Origin of the sequence: Exiguobacterium sp. H66, from assembly GCF_018618705.1 — a bacterium.
GTDB lineage: Bacteria > Bacillota > Bacilli > Exiguobacteriales > Exiguobacteriaceae > Exiguobacterium_A > Exiguobacterium_A oxidotolerans.
This window is the reverse complement of record NZ_JACSMQ010000006.1, coordinates 63894-81636: the sequence shown is the minus strand read 5'-3', so window position 1 is coordinate 81636 and position 17743 is coordinate 63894. Positions and strand designations below refer to the sequence as shown.

17 protein-coding genes and 1 tRNA gene are annotated in these 17743 nt (G+C 44.0%); 9 read left to right on the top strand and 9 right to left on the bottom strand.

Annotated features, from left to right (window positions below; genetic code table 11):
• The first annotated feature begins 121 nt into the window (after window positions 1-121).
• Entirely contained in the window at window positions 122-667 is a 546-nt protein-coding gene (locus KNP88_RS10995) for a methyltransferase family protein (protein ID WP_214893776.1), read from the top strand.
• A 22-nt stretch (window positions 668-689) separates the two neighbouring features.
• On the top strand, window positions 690-2180 hold the full coding sequence (locus KNP88_RS10990; protein ID WP_214893775.1) for a phytoene desaturase family protein: 1491 nt from the start codon (window positions 690-692) through the stop codon (window positions 2178-2180).
• A gap of 66 nt (window positions 2181-2246) precedes the next feature.
• On the opposite strand, the gene KNP88_RS10985 is transcribed toward KNP88_RS10990, so the two are convergent.
• Genes KNP88_RS10985 through KNP88_RS10975 form a run of 3 tightly spaced genes read right to left on the bottom strand, consistent with a single transcriptional unit; the run spans window position 2247 to window position 4861 of the window.
• Window positions 2247-2798, bottom strand: a complete 552-nt coding sequence (locus tag KNP88_RS10985) for a histidine phosphatase family protein (protein ID WP_214893774.1) — start codon at window positions 2796-2798, stop codon at window positions 2247-2249.
• Window positions 2799-2810: 12 nt separating this feature from the next.
• Window positions 2811-3494, bottom strand: a complete 684-nt coding sequence (locus KNP88_RS10980; protein WP_214893772.1) for a response regulator transcription factor — start codon at window positions 3492-3494, stop codon at window positions 2811-2813.
• A gap of 5 nt (window positions 3495-3499) precedes the next feature.
• Window positions 3500-4861 (bottom strand): sensor histidine kinase, encoded by a 1362-nt coding sequence (locus KNP88_RS10975; RefSeq protein ID WP_214893770.1) that lies wholly within the window; start codon window positions 4859-4861, stop codon window positions 3500-3502.
• A gap of 167 nt (window positions 4862-5028) precedes the next feature.
• On the opposite strand from KNP88_RS10975, the gene KNP88_RS10970 reads away from it, so the two are divergent.
• Window positions 5029-5598 carry a YdhK family protein gene (locus KNP88_RS10970; protein WP_214893768.1) on the top strand — a complete coding sequence of 190 codons (570 nt, stop codon included), beginning with the start codon at window positions 5029-5031 and terminating at the stop codon, window positions 5596-5598.
• A gap of 45 nt (window positions 5599-5643) precedes the next feature.
• Here KNP88_RS10970 and KNP88_RS10965 read toward each other — a convergent pair.
• Together KNP88_RS10965 and KNP88_RS10960 are read right to left on the bottom strand one after the other, a co-directional pair.
• A tRNA-Val gene (locus KNP88_RS10965) sits at window positions 5644-5716 on the bottom strand.
• A gap of 237 nt (window positions 5717-5953) precedes the next feature.
• Window positions 5954-6580 carry a nitroreductase family protein gene (locus tag KNP88_RS10960; RefSeq protein ID WP_088836325.1) on the bottom strand — a complete coding sequence of 209 codons (627 nt, stop codon included), beginning with the start codon at window positions 6578-6580 and terminating at the stop codon, window positions 5954-5956.
• Between the two features lie 192 nt (window positions 6581-6772).
• Here KNP88_RS10960 and yhfH point away from each other — a divergent pair, with 192 nt between their 5' ends.
• From yhfH to KNP88_RS10940, 4 genes are all read left to right on the top strand, one after another.
• Window positions 6773-6919, top strand: a complete 147-nt coding sequence (gene yhfH / locus KNP88_RS10955) for a protein YhfH (RefSeq protein WP_084157661.1) — start codon at window positions 6773-6775, stop codon at window positions 6917-6919.
• Between the two features lie 220 nt (window positions 6920-7139).
• The gene (locus KNP88_RS10950; protein ID WP_214893766.1) at window positions 7140-7985 is read left to right on the top strand and encodes a polysaccharide deacetylase family protein; all 846 of its coding nucleotides are present in this window, start codon (window positions 7140-7142) and stop codon (window positions 7983-7985) included.
• 12 nt (window positions 7986-7997) lie between these two features.
• Window positions 7998-8648, top strand: coding sequence for a YkyA family protein (locus KNP88_RS10945; RefSeq protein ID WP_214802504.1), 651 nt, complete (start codon window positions 7998-8000; stop codon window positions 8646-8648).
• Window positions 8649-8741: 93 nt separating this feature from the next.
• Entirely contained in the window at window positions 8742-9650 is a 909-nt protein-coding gene (locus tag KNP88_RS10940; protein ID WP_214893764.1) for an EamA family transporter, read from the top strand.
• A 59-nt stretch (window positions 9651-9709) separates the two neighbouring features.
• Here KNP88_RS10940 and nagE read toward each other — a convergent pair whose 3' ends face one another.
• From nagE to KNP88_RS10925, 3 genes are all read right to left on the bottom strand, one after another.
• Window positions 9710-11218, bottom strand: a complete 1509-nt coding sequence (gene nagE, locus KNP88_RS10935; protein ID WP_214893762.1) for an N-acetylglucosamine-specific PTS transporter subunit IIBC — start codon at window positions 11216-11218, stop codon at window positions 9710-9712.
• A 159-nt stretch (window positions 11219-11377) separates the two neighbouring features.
• On the bottom strand, window positions 11378-11575 hold the full coding sequence (locus KNP88_RS10930) for a CsbD family protein (RefSeq protein WP_088836321.1): 198 nt from the start codon (window positions 11573-11575) through the stop codon (window positions 11378-11380).
• Between the two features lie 117 nt (window positions 11576-11692).
• The gene (locus KNP88_RS10925) at window positions 11693-12895 is read right to left on the bottom strand and encodes an ornithine--oxo-acid transaminase (protein ID WP_214893760.1); all 1203 of its coding nucleotides are present in this window, start codon (window positions 12893-12895) and stop codon (window positions 11693-11695) included.
• A 181-nt stretch (window positions 12896-13076) separates the two neighbouring features.
• Here KNP88_RS10925 and KNP88_RS10920 point away from each other — a divergent pair, with 181 nt between their 5' ends.
• Complete coding sequence (locus tag KNP88_RS10920; protein WP_214893758.1) at window positions 13077-15071, top strand: sensor domain-containing protein; 1995 nt, start codon at window positions 13077-13079, stop codon at window positions 15069-15071.
• A 411-nt stretch (window positions 15072-15482) separates the two neighbouring features.
• On the opposite strand, the gene KNP88_RS10915 is transcribed toward KNP88_RS10920, so the two are convergent.
• Entirely contained in the window at window positions 15483-16880 is a 1398-nt protein-coding gene (locus KNP88_RS10915; RefSeq protein ID WP_214845905.1) for a basic amino acid/polyamine antiporter, read from the bottom strand.
• Between the two features lie 114 nt (window positions 16881-16994).
• Here KNP88_RS10915 and KNP88_RS10910 point away from each other — a divergent pair, with 114 nt between their 5' ends.
• Window positions 16995-17678, top strand: a complete 684-nt coding sequence (locus KNP88_RS10910; protein ID WP_214893756.1) for an MgtC/SapB family protein — start codon at window positions 16995-16997, stop codon at window positions 17676-17678.
• Window positions 17679-17743 lie beyond the last annotated feature (65 nt).

Sequence of the window (17743 nt, the reverse complement as noted above, 5' to 3'; positions counted from 1 at the left end):
ATTTTTATATCCATATGAAACTTTTTAGCAGACTTTAGACGATTGAAATTCTATAACTTTGGGTAAATTAACATGTACGTGCTTTTTCTAAATAATGAATCATGTAAGGGGCGAATCTGTGATGTCAATTTTAGATTATGCCTTCATCCTCGTATCACTGTTTTGGCTACTCGAATTGTTTCTCTTTCGAAATCGTCAAAAAGAATCATCTCCATATGCAGAACAACGTAGTTTCTACTTAATTTTCATAACGTTGTCTCTCACAATTATTTTCTCGTTACTATTCAGTCGAACAGACGAAAGTCTCCCTCGACAAATTATCGGACTAGGTTGTTTAGGAGGCGGAGTCTTTTTACGTTACTGGGGCATCCTCCATCTAAAGAACCAATTTACGCGGCACGTTACGGTAAATACGGGTGACCGTCTTGTCAGTACGGGACCGTATCGGACATTACGCCACCCACTTTATACTGGACTATTGTTTATCACGATCGGTTTCCCGTTATTTTTTGCTAATTGGATCGTTACGATTGTTGCCGGTCTTGTGATGTTCTTTATGTTGCGCCACCGGATTCGAATTGAAGAAACGTTACTCACAGCCGGTTTTGGTCCAGCTTATACAGAATGGGCGACGACACGAAAACGTTTAATTCCTTTCATTTATTAAATTCTAAGGAGAAGTGATTCTATTGAAAAAACAAGCAGTGGTTGTCGGAGCAGGTTTAGCAGGAATGTCAGCAGCAATCCGTCTTGCAGGAGACGGTTATGCCGTCACGATGCTCGAGCAGAACGGCAATGTCGGTGGGAAGTTGAATCAACGAAGCGGGAAAGGATTTACGTTTGATACAGGTCCTTCTATCTTAACGATGCCTTGGGTCCTCGAACAACTTTTCTCAAGCGTGCATCGTCGCCTCGAAGACTACTTAGAAATTGAACGGATCGAACCTCAATGGCGGACGTTTTTCGAAGACGGGACAGAACTCGACGTCAAAGGTGACTTACCTGGCATGCTCGATGAATTTAAAAAAGTTTCGGATCAAGCCGATTTTGTTGAACTCTTCAGTTACTCTAAAAAAATGTATGACCTGTGTTTAGATAGCTTTTATAAATATAGTCTTGAAGACTTAAAAGATTTAAAGAAATACCATACGATGTCCGAGTTACTTAAGATGGATCCGTTGAATACAGTTGCGAGTGGGACAAAAAAACATTTGAATAACAAACATCTCGAGCAATTGTTTAATTACATGGCGATGTATGTCGGTTCCAATCCATACGAAGCACCTGCCGTCTTCAACCAAATGATTTATGTCCAAATGGGGATTGGCATCTATTACGTTAAAGGCGGTATGTACAAGATTGCCGAAGCGATGCAAGCATTGCTTGACGAATTGCGTGTCACTGTTCATGTCAACACGCCGGTCGAACGTGTCGTCGTCGAAGGAAAACGCGCAGTCGGTGTCGAGGCGAAAGACGGTACGTTTTACCCGGCTGATGTCGTCGTCTCGAATCTCGAAGTCATTCCGACTTATCAAAACCTTGTTCCGGACAAAAAAGCAGGAAAACAAGCGAAAAAGTTAAATGATTCGTTTGTTCCTTCTGTGTCTGGTCTCGTCTTGTTACTCGGAGTCAACCGTGAATATGAATCATTAAAACATCATAATTTCTTCTTCTCGGAAGATCCAGAACGCGAATTTGCACAAATGTTCAAGGATGGTGTACCACCTGAAGATCCAACGATTTACGTTGGTGTCTCCTCGAAATCTGACGCTTCACAGGCACCGGAAGGAAAAGACAATCTATTCGTTTTGACGCACGTTCCTCCCCTTACGAAAAACCCCGCTGGTAAAACGGATTGGGATGCGTATCGCGAAGTCGTCCTCGACAAACTTGAACGGATGGGGCTAGACGGTTTACGCGATTCGATTGAATTCGAATATCGTTTTACACCGGAAGACTTACAATCACTCTATGGACCGAATGGCGGTTCGATTTACGGTGTCGCTGCAGATCGGAAAAAGAACGGCGGCTTTAAGATTCCTTCGAAAAGTGACCTGTACGAGGGACTTTACTTCGTCGGTGGTTCGACGCACCCAGGTGGCGGTGTGCCGATGGTCACATTGTCCGGCCAACTGACGGCAGACTTGATTAAGAAACATGAAGGCGCCGTCAACGTTTAAGTGTGACCCTATACAAAAGAGGCAGTGATTTCCGGTACGTACACGGAAGTCACTGCCTCTTTTAGTTCACCTTGTGACTTGCCGACTTCCGCTATAGCATTCCCCTTCGAAGTCGAGTCGGTACACGGCTGGCATCGGTAACGTTTGCCAAAAGGCATAGTCATACTGCGCATCAAAATGCTGCATCAATAAGGCCATGATGTTTCCATGTGTTCCGATGACAAGCACCTCTTCTTGATGTGTCCGCAGTAACTCCATCGTACTCGCAACGACACGTTCTGTCGCCACTTGATTCGACTCACCACCGTACGGATTATCATCCGGATGTTCCCAAACGACACGGACTGCTTCTTGAAAATCAGCCAAGGCTCCTGGAGCGAGCACTCGCTCCGCGAAATTTGACTGTTCCTTAACAGCGAGTCCCCGATTTGCTGCTAAAGGTTGAACTGTTTCACGTGCTCGCTTGTATGGACTCGTATACACATGATTTACTGCAATGTTTTGAAACACTGAAACTAATGCTTCGGCATCTTGCTTTCCGTTCGTCGATAACGGCCGATTTCGTTCATCGGTCGAATACGTTGAATGCGCATGGCGCACGAGATAGATAGTCGTCATGATATTCCCCCCTTATGTTGACCAATCCGGGTAATCCGTTAACCGATAACCGATTCCCCGAACCGTCTCTAAATACCGATCAATCGGAAATCCCGCGTCACGTAATTTTTCTCGGACATGCCGAATATGCGAATCGACGGTTCGAGGTTCAAGCATGTTTTCATAACCCCAAACAGATTCCAATAAACGTTCCCGCGAAAGAATCGTGTTCTTGGCATGTAGCAGTTTTCCGAGTAACTGAAATTCTTTTTTCGTAAGCAAAATTCGCTGGCCCTCGTATTCACAGCGATAGGCAGCAGAATCATACTGAAGACCATGAAAATTAATTTCTCCATTTCGAGACTTCCCGATTAACAATTCGATTCGAGCAAGCAGCTCCCCTTCTTGAATCGGTTTCGAAACATAGTCATCTGCGCCGACTTCGTGACCACGCAAAACATCTTCTCGTTGATTTCGGGCTGTCACCATAATGATTGGAAAATCAGCGAACTGCCGGATAGTTTGACATAATGTCCAACCATCGACTTTTGGCATCATGACATCCAGTAATGCTAAATCAATCGGAACCGTTTGAACGATTTGTAAGGCTTTTTCTGCTGATTCAGCTAAAAAACAGGTGTGTCCATAGGGCTTTAAATATAACTGAAGTAACTGCCGCATGCGGGCTTCATCATCCACGATCAATATCCGTGCCATCTTTGTTACACCTCCCATTGGACAGTTACTGTCGTCCCTTGATTTTTTTGACTCTTAATCTCTAAGCTAGCCCCATGCGCTTTGACGATGGCACTCGCAATCGCTAAACCAATCCCTGCACCTCCATAATGACGAGATCGTGAAGGTTCGCTTCGATATAATCGTTCTTGGACTCGTTTGATATCTTCTTCTGCTATCCCAATCCCCGTATCTCGAACCGCAAAAAAGGGCCCACCTGAATTTCTACCATAATTGATTTCAATGGATCCGGTTTCTGTATATTTCCGTGCGTTATCAAGAAGATTCAATACGACTTGACCGAGACGAACGTCATCTCCTTCAATCGTTACAGCGTCACCCATGACCGTTAGTGTTAATCCTTCCGCTTCAATCGCGGGACGAACTTTCTCGACAAGTGATGGAATGAGTTGCTCAAGTGATACAGGTAACCGTTTAATCAAGAATTCATTTTCATCTAAACGTGCTAATAGAAGAAGTTGCTCAATCAATTCCGTCACCTGCGTGCTTTCCTCTTGAATAATCTTAATATACGAAGCTTTTTCAGATTCTGTTAAATCAGGTCGGCTTAAGATATCCGCATAACCTTTCATATAAGTTAACGGTGTTCTCAATTCGTGGGAAACATTTGCTAAAAATTCGGTCCGTTCCCGATTCAGAAGATCGAGATCTTTCGCAAGTTTTGTAATCGAACGTGCCAACGCGCCTAGTTCGTCTTGCCGTTCGACCGGCAAATCAGCAGACAAGTTTCCTCTACCAAGTTTTGCCGTCGCCCGTTCCATTTCGATTAAAGGACGTGAAATCACCCGCGTAAAGAACCACACAACAAAGACCGTCAAGACGAGTGCGACGATTCCCATTCGTATAAATTGCTGTGTTAACGGATCAACTACTCGTTGTACTAAATCTGCCTGGGCGAACATGAACACATGACCTACATGTTTTCCCGATACAGTGATTGGGCTATCCGTCATCAAGTAGTGCCCTTTCGTCTCGGATGGATTAATAATCCGACTGTTTTTCTGGTATGTAAAGTCGGTATGGACAAGCTTTTGTCGCATCTCATCCGTCAGTCGGTCAGATGTACCTTCGATTTGTCCATATTGATCGGTCACGACAACCGTGAACTCGGATGTCGATTCCATCAAACTGACATGATGAATCGTCTGCTCCGTGAAGGACTGCTCGAGTACGTCACGATGCGTATCCCCCCGATTTAACAGACCTAACATGACTTCATCCGAACGATCTTCGACAAGATTCAAGTACAAAGCACCAAACAAAATACCTCCAGTCACTAAAAAAGCACTCAAAAATAGGACTCCGATATAGTGCGATATGCGTTTCAAGTCATCCCTCCTTATACCATGCTCTTCTTGTTCATTATAAACAACAATTGATTTTAGACTTCAACTGAACGGTACAGGATGCAGAAATGTCACGCTTTCTGCACACTTTCTGCACGAACGTCGGGTATAGTACTCTTGTCATCACATCATACAGGGGGAATTTAAAAATGAAGAAAACAATCGTAGCAAGCCTCACATTATCGACGGCCTTATTGCTTGGTGCATGCGGGAACGATCAAGTTAAAGAATCAAATCAAGACGATATGCAGAGTGAAATGCAAGATGATTCACATGAAGGGATGATGCATTCAAGTGACGCAGATTTACCGGAGGGCATTAAAAAAGCAACCAATCCTAAATTCGAGGTCGGTTCAACAGCAACCATGTCGTCGAAGCATATGAAAGGAATGGATGGAGCAGAAGCGACAATTGCCGGTGCATTTGATACGACCGTTTATGCCGTGAGCTTCACACCAACAGATGGCGGAAAGAAAGTGACCAATCATAAATGGGTCGTCCAAGAAGAGTTAACACCAGTCCCCTCTTCTCCACTTAAAAAAGGTGACACGACGACAATTGATGCTGATCATATGACTGGTATGAATGGTGCCAAAGCAACAATCGACAGCGCTAAACAAACAACCGTTTATATGGTTGACTTCAAACCGACGACTGGCGGCGACACTGTCAAAAATCACAAGTGGGTGACAGAAGACGAACTTCAAGCAAATGAATAAACTAAAAAAGTCCCGTTCATCAACTGATGAACGGGACTTTTAGTATGATTCTGACTGGGCTCGAACCAGCGACCTCTACCCTGTCAAGGTAGCGCTCTCCCAGCTGAGCTACAGAATCATGATGCAGTACGTTATGTACTTGCTAGGACATTTATTAATATAGCAAGAAACTAAACAGCTGGCAAGTAGTTTCCGTAAAAAAAATAATTTTTTCATAAAAAAATAGTCGGGCTGACTCAAAAAGAAATCACCTTTCTTTTTACGCGCTTTTTTTGCAAGCGTCGCGTGAAGCAAGTGATTCCTTTTAAACAAGATGAGTGTGGCACATGTTTACTTTTGAGTCAGTCCCTTACTTTTATAATATTGTTGTCACTTGATCGACTGGTAAGCGAAGTGCCGGGCGTTTTTTTGCATTTTCAACGGCTTTACCGACAGCAATCAACATAACAGGTACAAAACGCTCTTCCGTAATGAACGTATCGGCGAATACTTGATGATCGAAACCGCCCATCGCAAGCGTCGAGAGCCCTTTCGCCTCTGCCACGAGCATCAACTGCATCGCAGCTAAGCTGGCATTCGACATTGCCGCGTCACGGCCGTATGCAGCACTTTGGTAAGCACCTTCTACTTGCCCTTTGATTGAGTCAAATAACTCTTCCGTCATGCCGCCCGCTTCGACAGCTGGTCCGTAGACCGGATTGTAATTACGGTTTGCCTGCGTATCACCCAGCACGGCGATGACGACTGAAGAAGACGTGATGGCTGGTTGATTGTAAGCAATCGGTGCGAGCTGTTGTTTCGCTTCTTCTGAGTGGAAGGCGATGAAATGCCAATGTTGTAAGTTCCAAGCACTTGGTGCAGCTGTTGTTAATTCGATTAATTCTTTTACTTCCGTTTCAGTTAATGTAAATGACGCATCATAATGACGAACAGAACGTCGTTCATTCAATGTTTGCAGTGTTTCTGAAAAAGTTTGGTTCATGATGTAATCCCCCTTAATAGTATCTAATTTACTTTGATATCGTATCATCCTGTTTCTCGACTGTCATATGACAAGACTTATTTAACTTCATCTGTTATAAAACAACTATTGACTTTCATTATCTGTACTAATACAATGAGGTTATATAAACAACGTTGTATACACATTGATCACCATTAGGAGGAGATACAAATGGAACAGCCACTTTACCAAGAGACATCTGCTGAATTTTATCGTCAACTCCCTGCAAAAACTTGTGCTACCTGTGGAAAAGAGATGGATGAACAATGCGAATCTTACCAGTCCGAATGTACGGATTGCACAGTCACTGAACAATAAGTGAGCAATAACAAAGAGGACAAACAGATCCAAACGGGTCTGCTTGTCCTCTTTTTTATGCTTAATTTAAATCAAATATCATCTGTTTTAATCTAACTTAATGAGTCATAATTTGAAAAATCTTACTCAGTTATCTTTTTGTAACATGTTTGTTACAAATGAAACAGACAAAATGTTACAGTTAACCTATACGATTTTCTGCAAAGGAGCTATAACAGCGATGGATTCATACAACACTGGAAATCCGATTGGTCTTGGACCACGAAAACGACATTCTAAAAACAAATTTCTTCGCAAGCTTTCGATTTTATTCACCTTACTTTTACTTTCTGTCGGTGGATTCATCGCCTATCAATACATCAAGCCGAAACAACAGCTCGCTACTGTAACGGTCACAACGCTCGGACAAGTCCCTGTTGCTAACATGGAAAAATCCCGGGTCGATCAATGGAATGGTGTGACAAAAAAAGTCGCCTATTTAACGTTTGAGGATGGCCCTAGCGCCTTAACCACAGACATTTTAAATGAACTGGCGCAACAACAAGTCAAAGCTACTTTCTTTTTCATCGGAAGCAACGTCGACGCCCAGCCGACGCTTGTAAAAGAGGCCGCAACAGCAGGACATTACATCGGGCTGCATAGTGAGACCCATGACTATGAAACGCTCTATAAGAAAAAACAATATGTCAAAGAGATGCTGAGCGTCCAAAAAAAGATTAATCAGTTAACGGGACATTCGCCTCTTCTGACGCGTCCTCCGTATGGCTCGTCTCCCGGTATTTCAAAAACGATCGCGAATGATGTGGCGTCTGCGAATCTACGTGTCTGGGACTGGTCGATTGATTCAATGGATTGGTATTACAAAGACAGTGCAAAAGAAGTCGCAAAAACTGTCATCGACCGGGCAGAAGATCCCTTCGAAATTATTTTATTACATGAACAACCACAAACGTTACGCGCACTTCCGGCAATCGTTGCCGGTTTAAAGAAAAAAGGCTATCAGTTTTCGATTTATGATGAAGACTTCCATATTCCGTTTAATTTTGTTCAGCAATCCAATCTATAAGGAGTTTCGTTCATGAAAAAAATATACCTGTCTCTCACTTTTCTCTCGAGTTGTGCTGCGTTACTTTTAAGTGGTTGTTCAACAGATTCCTCTATGGACTTTTATGACAAACTCGAGGAGCACGCAACATACGAACAAGACGCGACCACGCTCGCAGAGTCTAGAAGTAGAAAAGATGAAATTTCCGTTAACACGTACCAAGCAGTTCTCGATGCAGGAGCCGAGGAAATCAAGCGGTCACAAAATGAACGTGAGGAATTAATGGCTTTAAACGAAGAACGATCCTCTTTGCTTGAACAAGAACAATCGTTGCGCCGAGAGGCTTTCGCCAAGTTAGATATGCAAGAATTAAAAGATTACGTCGCAGAACTCGAAACCGGACCGAAACGTGAAGGATCTCGCGTGATTGAAGTCATCGAACAGCGTGAACAAGCATTCACTACGTTCGTTAAGCAGTATACCGCTTCAATGAACGCGGAGGAAAAATTACTCTCCTACTTGACCGAGAAACCGAACTTCGTTAAGATTGATGAAGCAACAGCCGACTTAAATCGTACTACGCGTCAGGCTACGGCTACGTTAAACGATTTTAATCGTTTAACTGCTCGCTACAATGAATTAAAACCCGCCTTTTACAAAGAGGTAGGTCTCAACATTAAATAACTCACACAGGTTGCAACCAAACCCTGTCCAAAAAACCTGGACTAGGCCCTGTTGCAACCTTTTTTGTGCGTTCTAAAACATGGAGGCAACCAAATGAATCGATCAAAAGCAACACTTTTCGTTTTAATCGGCGCTATCAGTTACGGTGTCCTTTCAACGATTGTCAAACTAGCTTATGCTGCCGGCTTCGACTCTGCTACAGTTTCAGGAAGTCAGTTTCTCTTCGGATGGCTCATGATTTTCATCCTTGCGCTATTTACAAAAAATCTACGTCTCGCACCTACGACCGCTATGAAATTGGTCATTATCGGCATCTCCAGTGGGACGACAGGTTACCTTTACTATCAGAGCCTGCAGACAATATCTGCTTCCGTCGCAATCATCTTATTGTTCCAATTTACGTGGATTGGTGTTGTTATCGATTCAATCATTTCGAAACGCTTACCTTCACGGGCACACTTCTTGTCAGCAATCCTCTTGATTGGCGGAGCCATTTTGGCAAGTGCTGCTTACACGAGTTCGCTTGATCTTCGTGGAACACTGTTCGGATTAGGAGCAGCGGTCAGCTTCTCCATCTTTTTACTCGCGAGCGGACGTGTCGCAAATCATCTTCCGGTCATCAAAAAGAGCTTTTATATGATGACAGGTGGGTTACTTTTCGTCATGATTATGTATCCACCTACTACTTTCTTGAGCGAAACAAATTTTGAAAATGGAATGTTGCTTTATGCCCTTCCACTCGGCTTATTCGCTTTGATTTTACCACCACTTTTATTTGCTGCAGGTGCACCACATCTCAGTCCTGCCAGCGTCTCATTGCTCGGGGCTGCCGAGCTCCCAACAGCAGTTATCTGTTCTGTGCTCATTTTAGGCGAACATTTAATGGGCTCGCAATGGATTGGTATCATCATCATTTTAGTCGGTATTTTTTATCCGATTTATGCCCACGCCCCAAAACAAAAAACAGTCACTGCGTCGCACAATCAACGTGACTTTTCTTAAAAGTGTATCTCCCTTCAAAACAAAAGACCATCGCTCATGAGCGATGGTCTTTTGTTTACTTATTTTTGACGTTTCATGGCATCCGCGACGAATTCAACATCTGTCCCGATGATGATTTGGACGTTTGTCGCCCCCATCTTCATGACACCTTTTGCACCAGCGGCTTTAATCGCTGCTTCATCAATTACACTTGTATCTTTGACTTGTAAACGTAAACGTGTTGCACAATTATCAATCGCCGTCACATTTTCCGTACCTTGTAGACCTGCAAATATTTTTGCTGCTTGTTGCTCATACTCATCATCTGAAACACCTGTTACGATACCCGTGTCTGTTACGAGCGATTCTTCTTCACGACCTGGTGTTTTTAAATCAAACTTCGTAATCATGAAGTAGAACAGGAAGTAATAGATGACCGCGAACGCGAGACCAACCGGAATCAGCAACAACGGTTTTGTAGCGATTCCAAAATTCAAGGCATAGTCGATAAAACCGGCCGAGAATGAGAAACCATGTAAGATGCCAAGCAAATTGACGACGGCCATCGAAAGACCTGTCAAAACGGCATGCATGACATACAAGACGGGTGAAAGGAACATGAATGAAAACTCAATCGGCTCCGTAATTCCCGTTAGAAACGAAGTCAATCCTAAACCGATCATCGCTCCTGCAACAGCTTTTCGATTTTCTTTTCGTGCTGCCATCACCATTGCAGCAGCAGCTGCCGGTAGCGCAAACATCATAATCGGGAAGAAACCAGCCTGATAGATACCCGCTGTCGGATCTCCGGCAAAGAAACGGGCAATGTCTCCATTGACGATCGTCCCGTCTGCTTTTTCATACGACCCAAACACGAACCAAAAAATATTGTTTAAGACATGATGAAGACCGACAGGAATCAAGAGACGGTTGAAGAATCCAAACAGTGCGGCACCGCCTGCTCCGAGGCTGACCATCCATTCTCCGGCACCATTGATCCCATCTTCGATGAACGGCCATAAGTAACCAAAGATAAAAGCTAAAACGAGCATGACAGCAGAGGTGATGATCGGAACGAACCGTCTCCCACCAAAGAATGCTAACCAATCTGGAAGTTTAATGTTATAAAAACGATTGTAAAGCAACCCAGCTGTAATTCCGGCAATGATTCCGCCAAATACAGCCATATTGACCATCGAACCGAGACTCGCCTGATTCGCAATCGCACTCAAGGTCGCACCGTCAGCTTTCGTCGAAGAGTCATTGACAATGGCCGCTATCGCATCATACTTCGCTTGAATCTGGGCGTTGGAATAATCTTTGTTCATTGAATCAACACCATTTTTTAAAACGAGATAACCAACTGCCCCAGCTAATCCGGCTGCCCCGCTGGCATCAATCGAAAGTCCGATTGCGACACCAATAGCGAAGATGAGCGGCAGGTTATCAAAAATTGCACCTCCCGCTGCAACCATCAATGGGATATCCAGCATGTCTGCCGATCCGAGTCGTAAGACAATCCCTGCGGCTGGTAATACGGCGATTGGTAACATTAAGGCTTTACCAATCCGTTGAAGAAATTGCAACATACACTTCATCCTTTCTTAAGTAAATAATGATTTGTGATAGAACAATGAAAACGCTTTTACAACTGTTATTATTTCATATAAACATCTAAATGACTAGACCTTTATACAAATTTATTCATAAAAAAAGTACCCGAACGTTCGGGTACTTTCAGCCATGCATTAATGACGATTCGTATCCTCAAGATCTTGCTGGACATTTCCGACTGTCTTTTTCGCGCCGCCTTTTAGTTGATCTTTCTTCCCATCACGTTCTGTTGATTTATCCCCTGTTGCTTTACCAAGTGCCTCTTTTGCTTTACCTGCTGCTTTATCGACTGCACCATCGAGCTTTTTATTCAAACCACTGTTATCTGACATATTCATTACCCCCTATTTTTTTTGCGAATAATAGTATTTTCCCACCTCTAAAAGAATCAAACATAAAAAAGAAAAAGACTTCCCGTCATTATCGACTGGGAAGTCTCGATCCATCAATTATTGCGTTACTGAGGCGCCTAATACTTGTTCGATTCGTTCAAAGGCCCAGTCGAGCTCTTCTTTCGTGATGACGAGTGGTGGTGCAAAACGAATGACCGTCTCATGCGTTTCTTTACAGAGCAAACCTTTTTCTTTTAATGCTTCACAATATGGACGAGCCGCTTCTGTCAACTCAACCCCGATGAAAAGACCGCGTCCGCGGACTTCTTTAATGATTGGATTTTTGATTTGTTTTAGTTTCTCCATGAAATACGTTCCGAGTTCGAGCGACCGCTCAGGTAACTTCTCATCTTCAAGTACTTCAAGCGAAGCAACTGAAACGGCACATGCTAATGGATTTCCACCAAATGTCGAGCCATGCGAGCCTGGATTAAAGACATTCAGTACGTCCCGATTTGCCGCGACACATGAAATCGGGAAGACTCCGCCCCCTAGTGCTTTTCCGAGAATATACATGTCTGGCGTCACTTCGTCCCAATCCGAAGCAAACCATTTGCCTGAACGTCCGAGACCTGATTGGATTTCGTCAGCCACGAGCAGGACGTTCTGCTCTTTACAGACAGCTTGCGCGTCTTTTAAGAAACCATCGTACGGAATCAAAATTCCTGCTTCCCCTTGAATCGGCTCAACGATGAAAGCTGCCGTGTTTTCAGTGATTGCACCTTTTAAGGCTTCCAGGTCACCATACGGAATCGTTTTGATTCCAGGTAACAGTGGTCCAAAACCACGTTGGTATTCTGCTTCCGTCGACATGGAAACAGCAGTCATCGTCCGTCCATGGAAGTTTCCTTCGCACACGATAATCTCAGCGTCGCCCGGAACCCGTTTTACTTCATACGCCCAACGTCGTGCAGCTTTCACTGCTGTTTCGACGGCTTCTGCACCGGTGTTCATTGGTAGAACCATATCTTTATTCGTCAACTTCGCTACTTTTTCATAGAAGAAACCTAACTGATCATTATGGAACGCACGTGACGTCAACGTAATCTTATTAGCCTGGCGTTTTAAAGCTTCGATGATTTTAGGATGACGATGCCCTTGATTGACGGCTGAGTAAGCACTGAGCATATCCATATACTGACGTCCTTCCGGATCTTTGACGAAGACGCCTTCCGCTTCTGAAATGACGATTGGAAGTGGATGATAGTTATGTGCCCCGAACTGCTCTGTCTGTTGAATGATTTTTTCTGTTTGATTCATAAATAGTCCCCCTTTGACTCTTTAGAAAACGCTTTCAAATCGATTATAACAGATTCCTCAAAATAATCTTCATACAAAAATTAAACATCCAAGAGGGTTTATCTGCATGTTGATTGAATATATTGGGAATAGACAAGACAACTGAACTATCAATTTGCGTAACAAGGAGTGTGTGCATGTAATGGACCGTTCGACCATTGATTCCTATGAAGTCGTCATGAGTAAGTTCCCCTTACCTGCCTTCATCTTAAATCTGGATTTAACCGTTCGTATCTGGAACCCTTCGGCTGAAGACTATTGGGGATGGTCTGCAGATGAAGTGTTAGGTCGAACACTCCCGTTATTAAATCCGGAAGACGTTGCTTTTAGTGAACAGATTTGGAAATCATTTTTAGAACGTCGTCAGGCCATTCAACTTCCGAACACGTATTTTTTACACAAAACAGGTACAAGCATGACCTCGACAATGTTGATCACGCCATTGTTTGACGATAGCGATGAATACGTCACAGGTGCTTCTTTTTGTAGTCTTCCTTCAACCGCTCAACAATCTGGTACGAAACCGCTCTTTCAAGGATTGATGGACTTACGCTATGCGTTTGATCAAATCGCCTGTGTCCTCGTTTTGGATGCACGGGGCACTATCGCTTATGCGAACGCCAACATGGTCGATTTCACAGGTTTTTGTCCGAATCAGCTAATTAAGCGCCCTTGGACGCAGTTGCTCAGTCCAGCCGAAAACGACGTATTGATGACCATCCGCTCGCAAATTAAACAAAAAAAAGCCTGGTCCGGAAAAGTACCGATTGAAACGTCATCGTCCGAAAAAAAGTTTCTCCAAGCGACACTTATTCCGATTTATGATGCGGCCGGTGTCCGGTTCCAACACCTATTTATCGGGACTGATGTGACCGAAACAACGCGTCTTGAAGAGGAACTTGATTTTCTAGTCCACCATAACGAAATGACGCACTTGCTCAATCGACGTGGATTTTTAAGAGAAGGTGCAACAATGTTCGATCACGCTTCACCCACTCAGCCGCTCGCTTTAATCTTATTTGATATCGATCGTTTCAAAGTCATCAATGATTCGTTCGGAACGCACATCGGTGATCAACTTTTACAAGCATTAGCCATTCGTCTCTCACAGCAGACAGAAGGTACCTTAACCTTCAGAAATACGTTGTTCCAACTCGTCCGTAAGCTCCAACAAGTCATTCAACGCCCTTACTACATTAATGGTCATTCATTAATCATCTCCTGTACGTTCGGAATCACGCTCTATCCGTCAGAGGCCAGTTCACTCGAAGATTTATTCCGGCGATCAGAAATGGCACTATACTCAGGAAAAGCTGTCGGAACAGGAACGATTCAATATTTAACACATGAAATGGATCAACAATTTACACGAAAAGTACAGCTTGAACGTTCTTTATTTACAGCTTTGGAAGATGGCGCGTTCTCACTCGCTTATCAGCCAATCATCAACTTGAAAACGAGACGTGTGAATGGCTTCGAGGCATTGCTGCGTTGGAATCATACAGCACTCGGAAGTATTCCGCCGGCTGAGTTCATTCCGCTTGCCGAAGAAGCAGCACTCATCACACCCATCAATAACTGGGTCGTACTCGAGGCGTGCGAACAACTAGCCAAGTGGCAACAGACGATTGACCCTAAGCTGACGATGGCCATCAACATTTCGCCCCACCAGTTCCAAAGCGATTCCTTTATCCGGACGCTCCAACACTTGATTTCAAATAAAATAATCTCGCCTCGCTCAGTGACGCTTGAGATGACAGAAAACATCGCTATCCTACAAACACAGCGAACACTCGAACGGATGCAATTGATCAAGTCACTCGGTTTCCGCCTGTCCATCGATGATTTCGGAACAGGTTATTCTTCACTTCAATATTTAAGTGCTTTTCCAATCGATGAACTCAAAATCGATAAAACTTTTATTGATGGGATTGACGTTGGAAATGTAGGATTATTAGATTCCATTATTCAACTAGGTCAGAATTTGAACCTTAATTTAGTTGCGGAAGGAGTCGAAACTTCCAGCGCTGAAGCGTATCTAAAAACAACATCATGTCAACAGATGCAAGGATTCATCTTCGCAAAACCTTTATCCGCCGACGAGGTCGACAAACGATTTAATTCCTCAACTAGCTAATATCGCTTGTTTAACAATACAAAAAGGGCTGACTCAAAAGTCAGCCCTTTAGCGTGTAGACAAATTATTAAGAAGCCTAAACATGCGGTATCGAGATGCAATCCGTTCGCGCTTCCCTGTCTCGCCTCGTCTTCAAAGCGGCAATCTTTCGCGCTCTAAACCGTCTCCATGCCCGGCTTTCCGTCACGGTGTTACCTAAAAAGCGTCACGTTTCGTTGACTCCTACGGGGAAAAGTGCGCTTTTGACGCACTTCCAGAGGCAGGCAAGACCCTGCTCGTTGTCCGCTAGGATCCAAGGAGCAACGGCTTGCGCCTCGCCCGAGAAAAGCAACGAATAAAGATGCTTGATCTCCCGATAGCACGTTGTCTACGGTCGGAAGGGCTGACTCAAAAGTCAGCCCTTTTTTACGATTACAACTGGATTTGACCAGCGACCATACCATAAATGGCGATCCCCGCTAAAATTACGAGCACACCGCTCGCAATCATCTCGTAACGTGACATGCCACTACGTTTTTGCTCACGTTCTGCTAACGAGTAGGCAATGATACCTGGAGCATAAACCAATGCTGCAATGACGATGTACCAAATACCCGACGCATACACGAGCCAAATCGAATAGAAGGAAGCAATAATAGAGAAAATCAACATCTTCGTATTACGTTCCGCCTTAGAGAAACGAACGCTATAGATCGCCGACAACAAGTACGGTAAAAGTGCACAAATCCCGGCAATACTCGATAAAACAAGATACGTTTGGGCCGAGAACAAAGCAACCGCCGCAACGAGTTGTGTCGCAATTTGTGTGATAAGCAATGCGCCGACGGGTGCTCCATTCCGGTTCGTCTTCGCGAACACTTTTGGAAAAGCTCCATCTTTCGCGACAAGATAGGAAATCTCTGAAGCTAAAATCGTCCAACCGAGCAAAGCACCCGACAACGAGATAATTAATCCAATCATGATGATGGTTGCACCGACCGGTCCGATTGCGGCTTCCAAAACATACGCCATTGTCGGTTCATTTAATCCGGCTAGTTGCTCTTGCGTCAGAACACCGAGTGATAACACTGAAATCAAGATGTAAATGACGAGTACGCCGACGAGACCTGTCACGGTCGCCTTACCGACATCACTCCGCTTGTTCGCACGTGACGATAAGACGACGGCTCCCTCAATTCCGACGAATGCCCAAAGCGTGACAAGCATCGTTCCCTTCACTTGTTCAAAAATCGATCCAAGCTCCGTTCCCTCTCCCCAAAAATTAAGATTGAACGTGCGTACATTAAACGCAATCCCGACGAGCAGAATGAAGATTAGGATGGGGACAAGCTTAGCGATTGTCGTAATCAAGTTAACGAGTGTTGCTTCTTTAATCCCACTCGAGACAATCCAAAACAGTCCCCACACGACGACGACACTCATCATCAATAAAAATAGTCGATTTTCCGCTGAAAAAATCGGGAAGAAATAACTGAGTGCGTTAAAGACTAATGTGATATTCGCAACGGTACCGATCCAGGCTGATACCCAGTACCCCCAAGCGCTATTGAAACCAACGAAACGACCGAAGCCTTCTCGTGCATACGCATAAATACCACCTTCAAGCTCCGGCTTACTATTCGCCAAGTGCTGAAAAACTAATGCCAACATAATCATACCGAGCCCTGTGATGCTCCAACCGATTAAAATCGGACCAGCACTTGCTTTTTGAGCCATCGCTCCTGGCAGGTTAAAGGCACCCCCTCCAACCATCGAACCGATGACCATTGCTGCTAATGCAAAAAAACCAATCTTTTGTTGATTCATGATGTAAACACTTCCTCCAAATCTGTATATCTATTCATATTAAACGTATATTCATTCGAAGACACAAAGTTCATTATAACAAAACCCACTTCAATGTAAAGAAAGGATTTGATGATGATGGCATGGGTGCATTCGTTCCAACTAGAGGACTTATATAAATTAATGATTGCCGCAACATTTGGAATCATTATCGGATTCGAACGTGAAGTCAAAAACAAGCCAGTTGGTATACGTACTAGCCTCGTAATTACCCTGATCAGTTGCCTGTTAACCATCGTTTCAATCAACTCCGTTATTTTTTATGAAAACATTGCTTCTCATGTCCAGATGGATCCGATGCGAATCGTCGCCCAAATCGTCGCCGGAATTGGATTCATCGGAGCCGGCGTCATCCTCCGACGTCCACATGATATCGTCAGTGGTTTGACGACAGCAGCAATTATCTGGGCGGCGAGCGGCATCGGGATTGCCGTCGGTGCAGGATTCATTATTGAATCAAGCTTTCTCGTACTTTTTCTATTCGTTTCGCTCGAAAGTATCACCTGGATCATGAAACGATTCAACAACAGCCGGTTTGAAGCAAACGTCATCGTCGCTCATTTGACTTTACCGAAAACACTCGATGCAGAAACGGTTAAAAAAGCGCTCGAACAACAAGGCGTCCGGATTACGAATATTCGTTTACGCGGCACGCCACAGCAATTGACATTGCGGATGTACTCGCCTCACCGTGTCACGATTTTCATACTTTATGACTACTTGAAATCGCTCGGAATTGAGCAAATAGACCTTGATCAGTGAGAATTATCAGAAAATTTATGTTGCATTTTCATCCATTTTCACTTAAATTTACATTATGTTCAAAC

What these genes read in the sequence shown, in the direction of transcription:
- KNP88_RS10995 (WP_214893776.1), top strand. Translation starts at nt 122, where the DNA reads ATGTCAATTTTAGATTATGCCTTCATCCTCGTATCACTGTTTTGGCTA.
- KNP88_RS10985 (WP_214893774.1), bottom strand. Translation starts at nt 2,798, where the DNA reads ATGACGACTATCTATCTCGTGCGCCATGCGCATTCAACGTATTCGACC.
- KNP88_RS10980 (WP_214893772.1), bottom strand. Translation starts at nt 3,494, where the DNA reads ATGGCACGGATATTGATCGTGGATGATGAAGCCCGCATGCGGCAGTTA.
- KNP88_RS10970 (WP_214893768.1), top strand. Translation starts at nt 5,029, where the DNA reads ATGAAGAAAACAATCGTAGCAAGCCTCACATTATCGACGGCCTTATTG.
- KNP88_RS10960 (WP_088836325.1), bottom strand. Translation starts at nt 6,580, where the DNA reads ATGAACCAAACTTTTTCAGAAACACTGCAAACATTGAATGAACGACGT.
- yhfH (WP_084157661.1), top strand. Translation starts at nt 6,773, where the DNA reads ATGGAACAGCCACTTTACCAAGAGACATCTGCTGAATTTTATCGTCAA.
- KNP88_RS10950 (WP_214893766.1), top strand. Translation starts at nt 7,140, where the DNA reads ATGGATTCATACAACACTGGAAATCCGATTGGTCTTGGACCACGAAAA.
- KNP88_RS10945 (WP_214802504.1), top strand. Translation starts at nt 7,998, where the DNA reads ATGAAAAAAATATACCTGTCTCTCACTTTTCTCTCGAGTTGTGCTGCG.
- KNP88_RS10940 (WP_214893764.1), top strand. Translation starts at nt 8,742, where the DNA reads ATGAATCGATCAAAAGCAACACTTTTCGTTTTAATCGGCGCTATCAGT.
- nagE (WP_214893762.1), bottom strand. Translation starts at nt 11,218, where the DNA reads ATGTTGCAATTTCTTCAACGGATTGGTAAAGCCTTAATGTTACCAATC.
- KNP88_RS10930 (WP_088836321.1), bottom strand. Translation starts at nt 11,575, where the DNA reads ATGTCAGATAACAGTGGTTTGAATAAAAAGCTCGATGGTGCAGTCGAT.
- KNP88_RS10925 (WP_214893760.1), bottom strand. Translation starts at nt 12,895, where the DNA reads ATGAATCAAACAGAAAAAATCATTCAACAGACAGAGCAGTTCGGGGCA.
- KNP88_RS10920 (WP_214893758.1), top strand. Translation starts at nt 13,077, where the DNA reads ATGGACCGTTCGACCATTGATTCCTATGAAGTCGTCATGAGTAAGTTC.
- KNP88_RS10910 (WP_214893756.1), top strand. Translation starts at nt 16,995, where the DNA reads ATGGCATGGGTGCATTCGTTCCAACTAGAGGACTTATATAAATTAATG.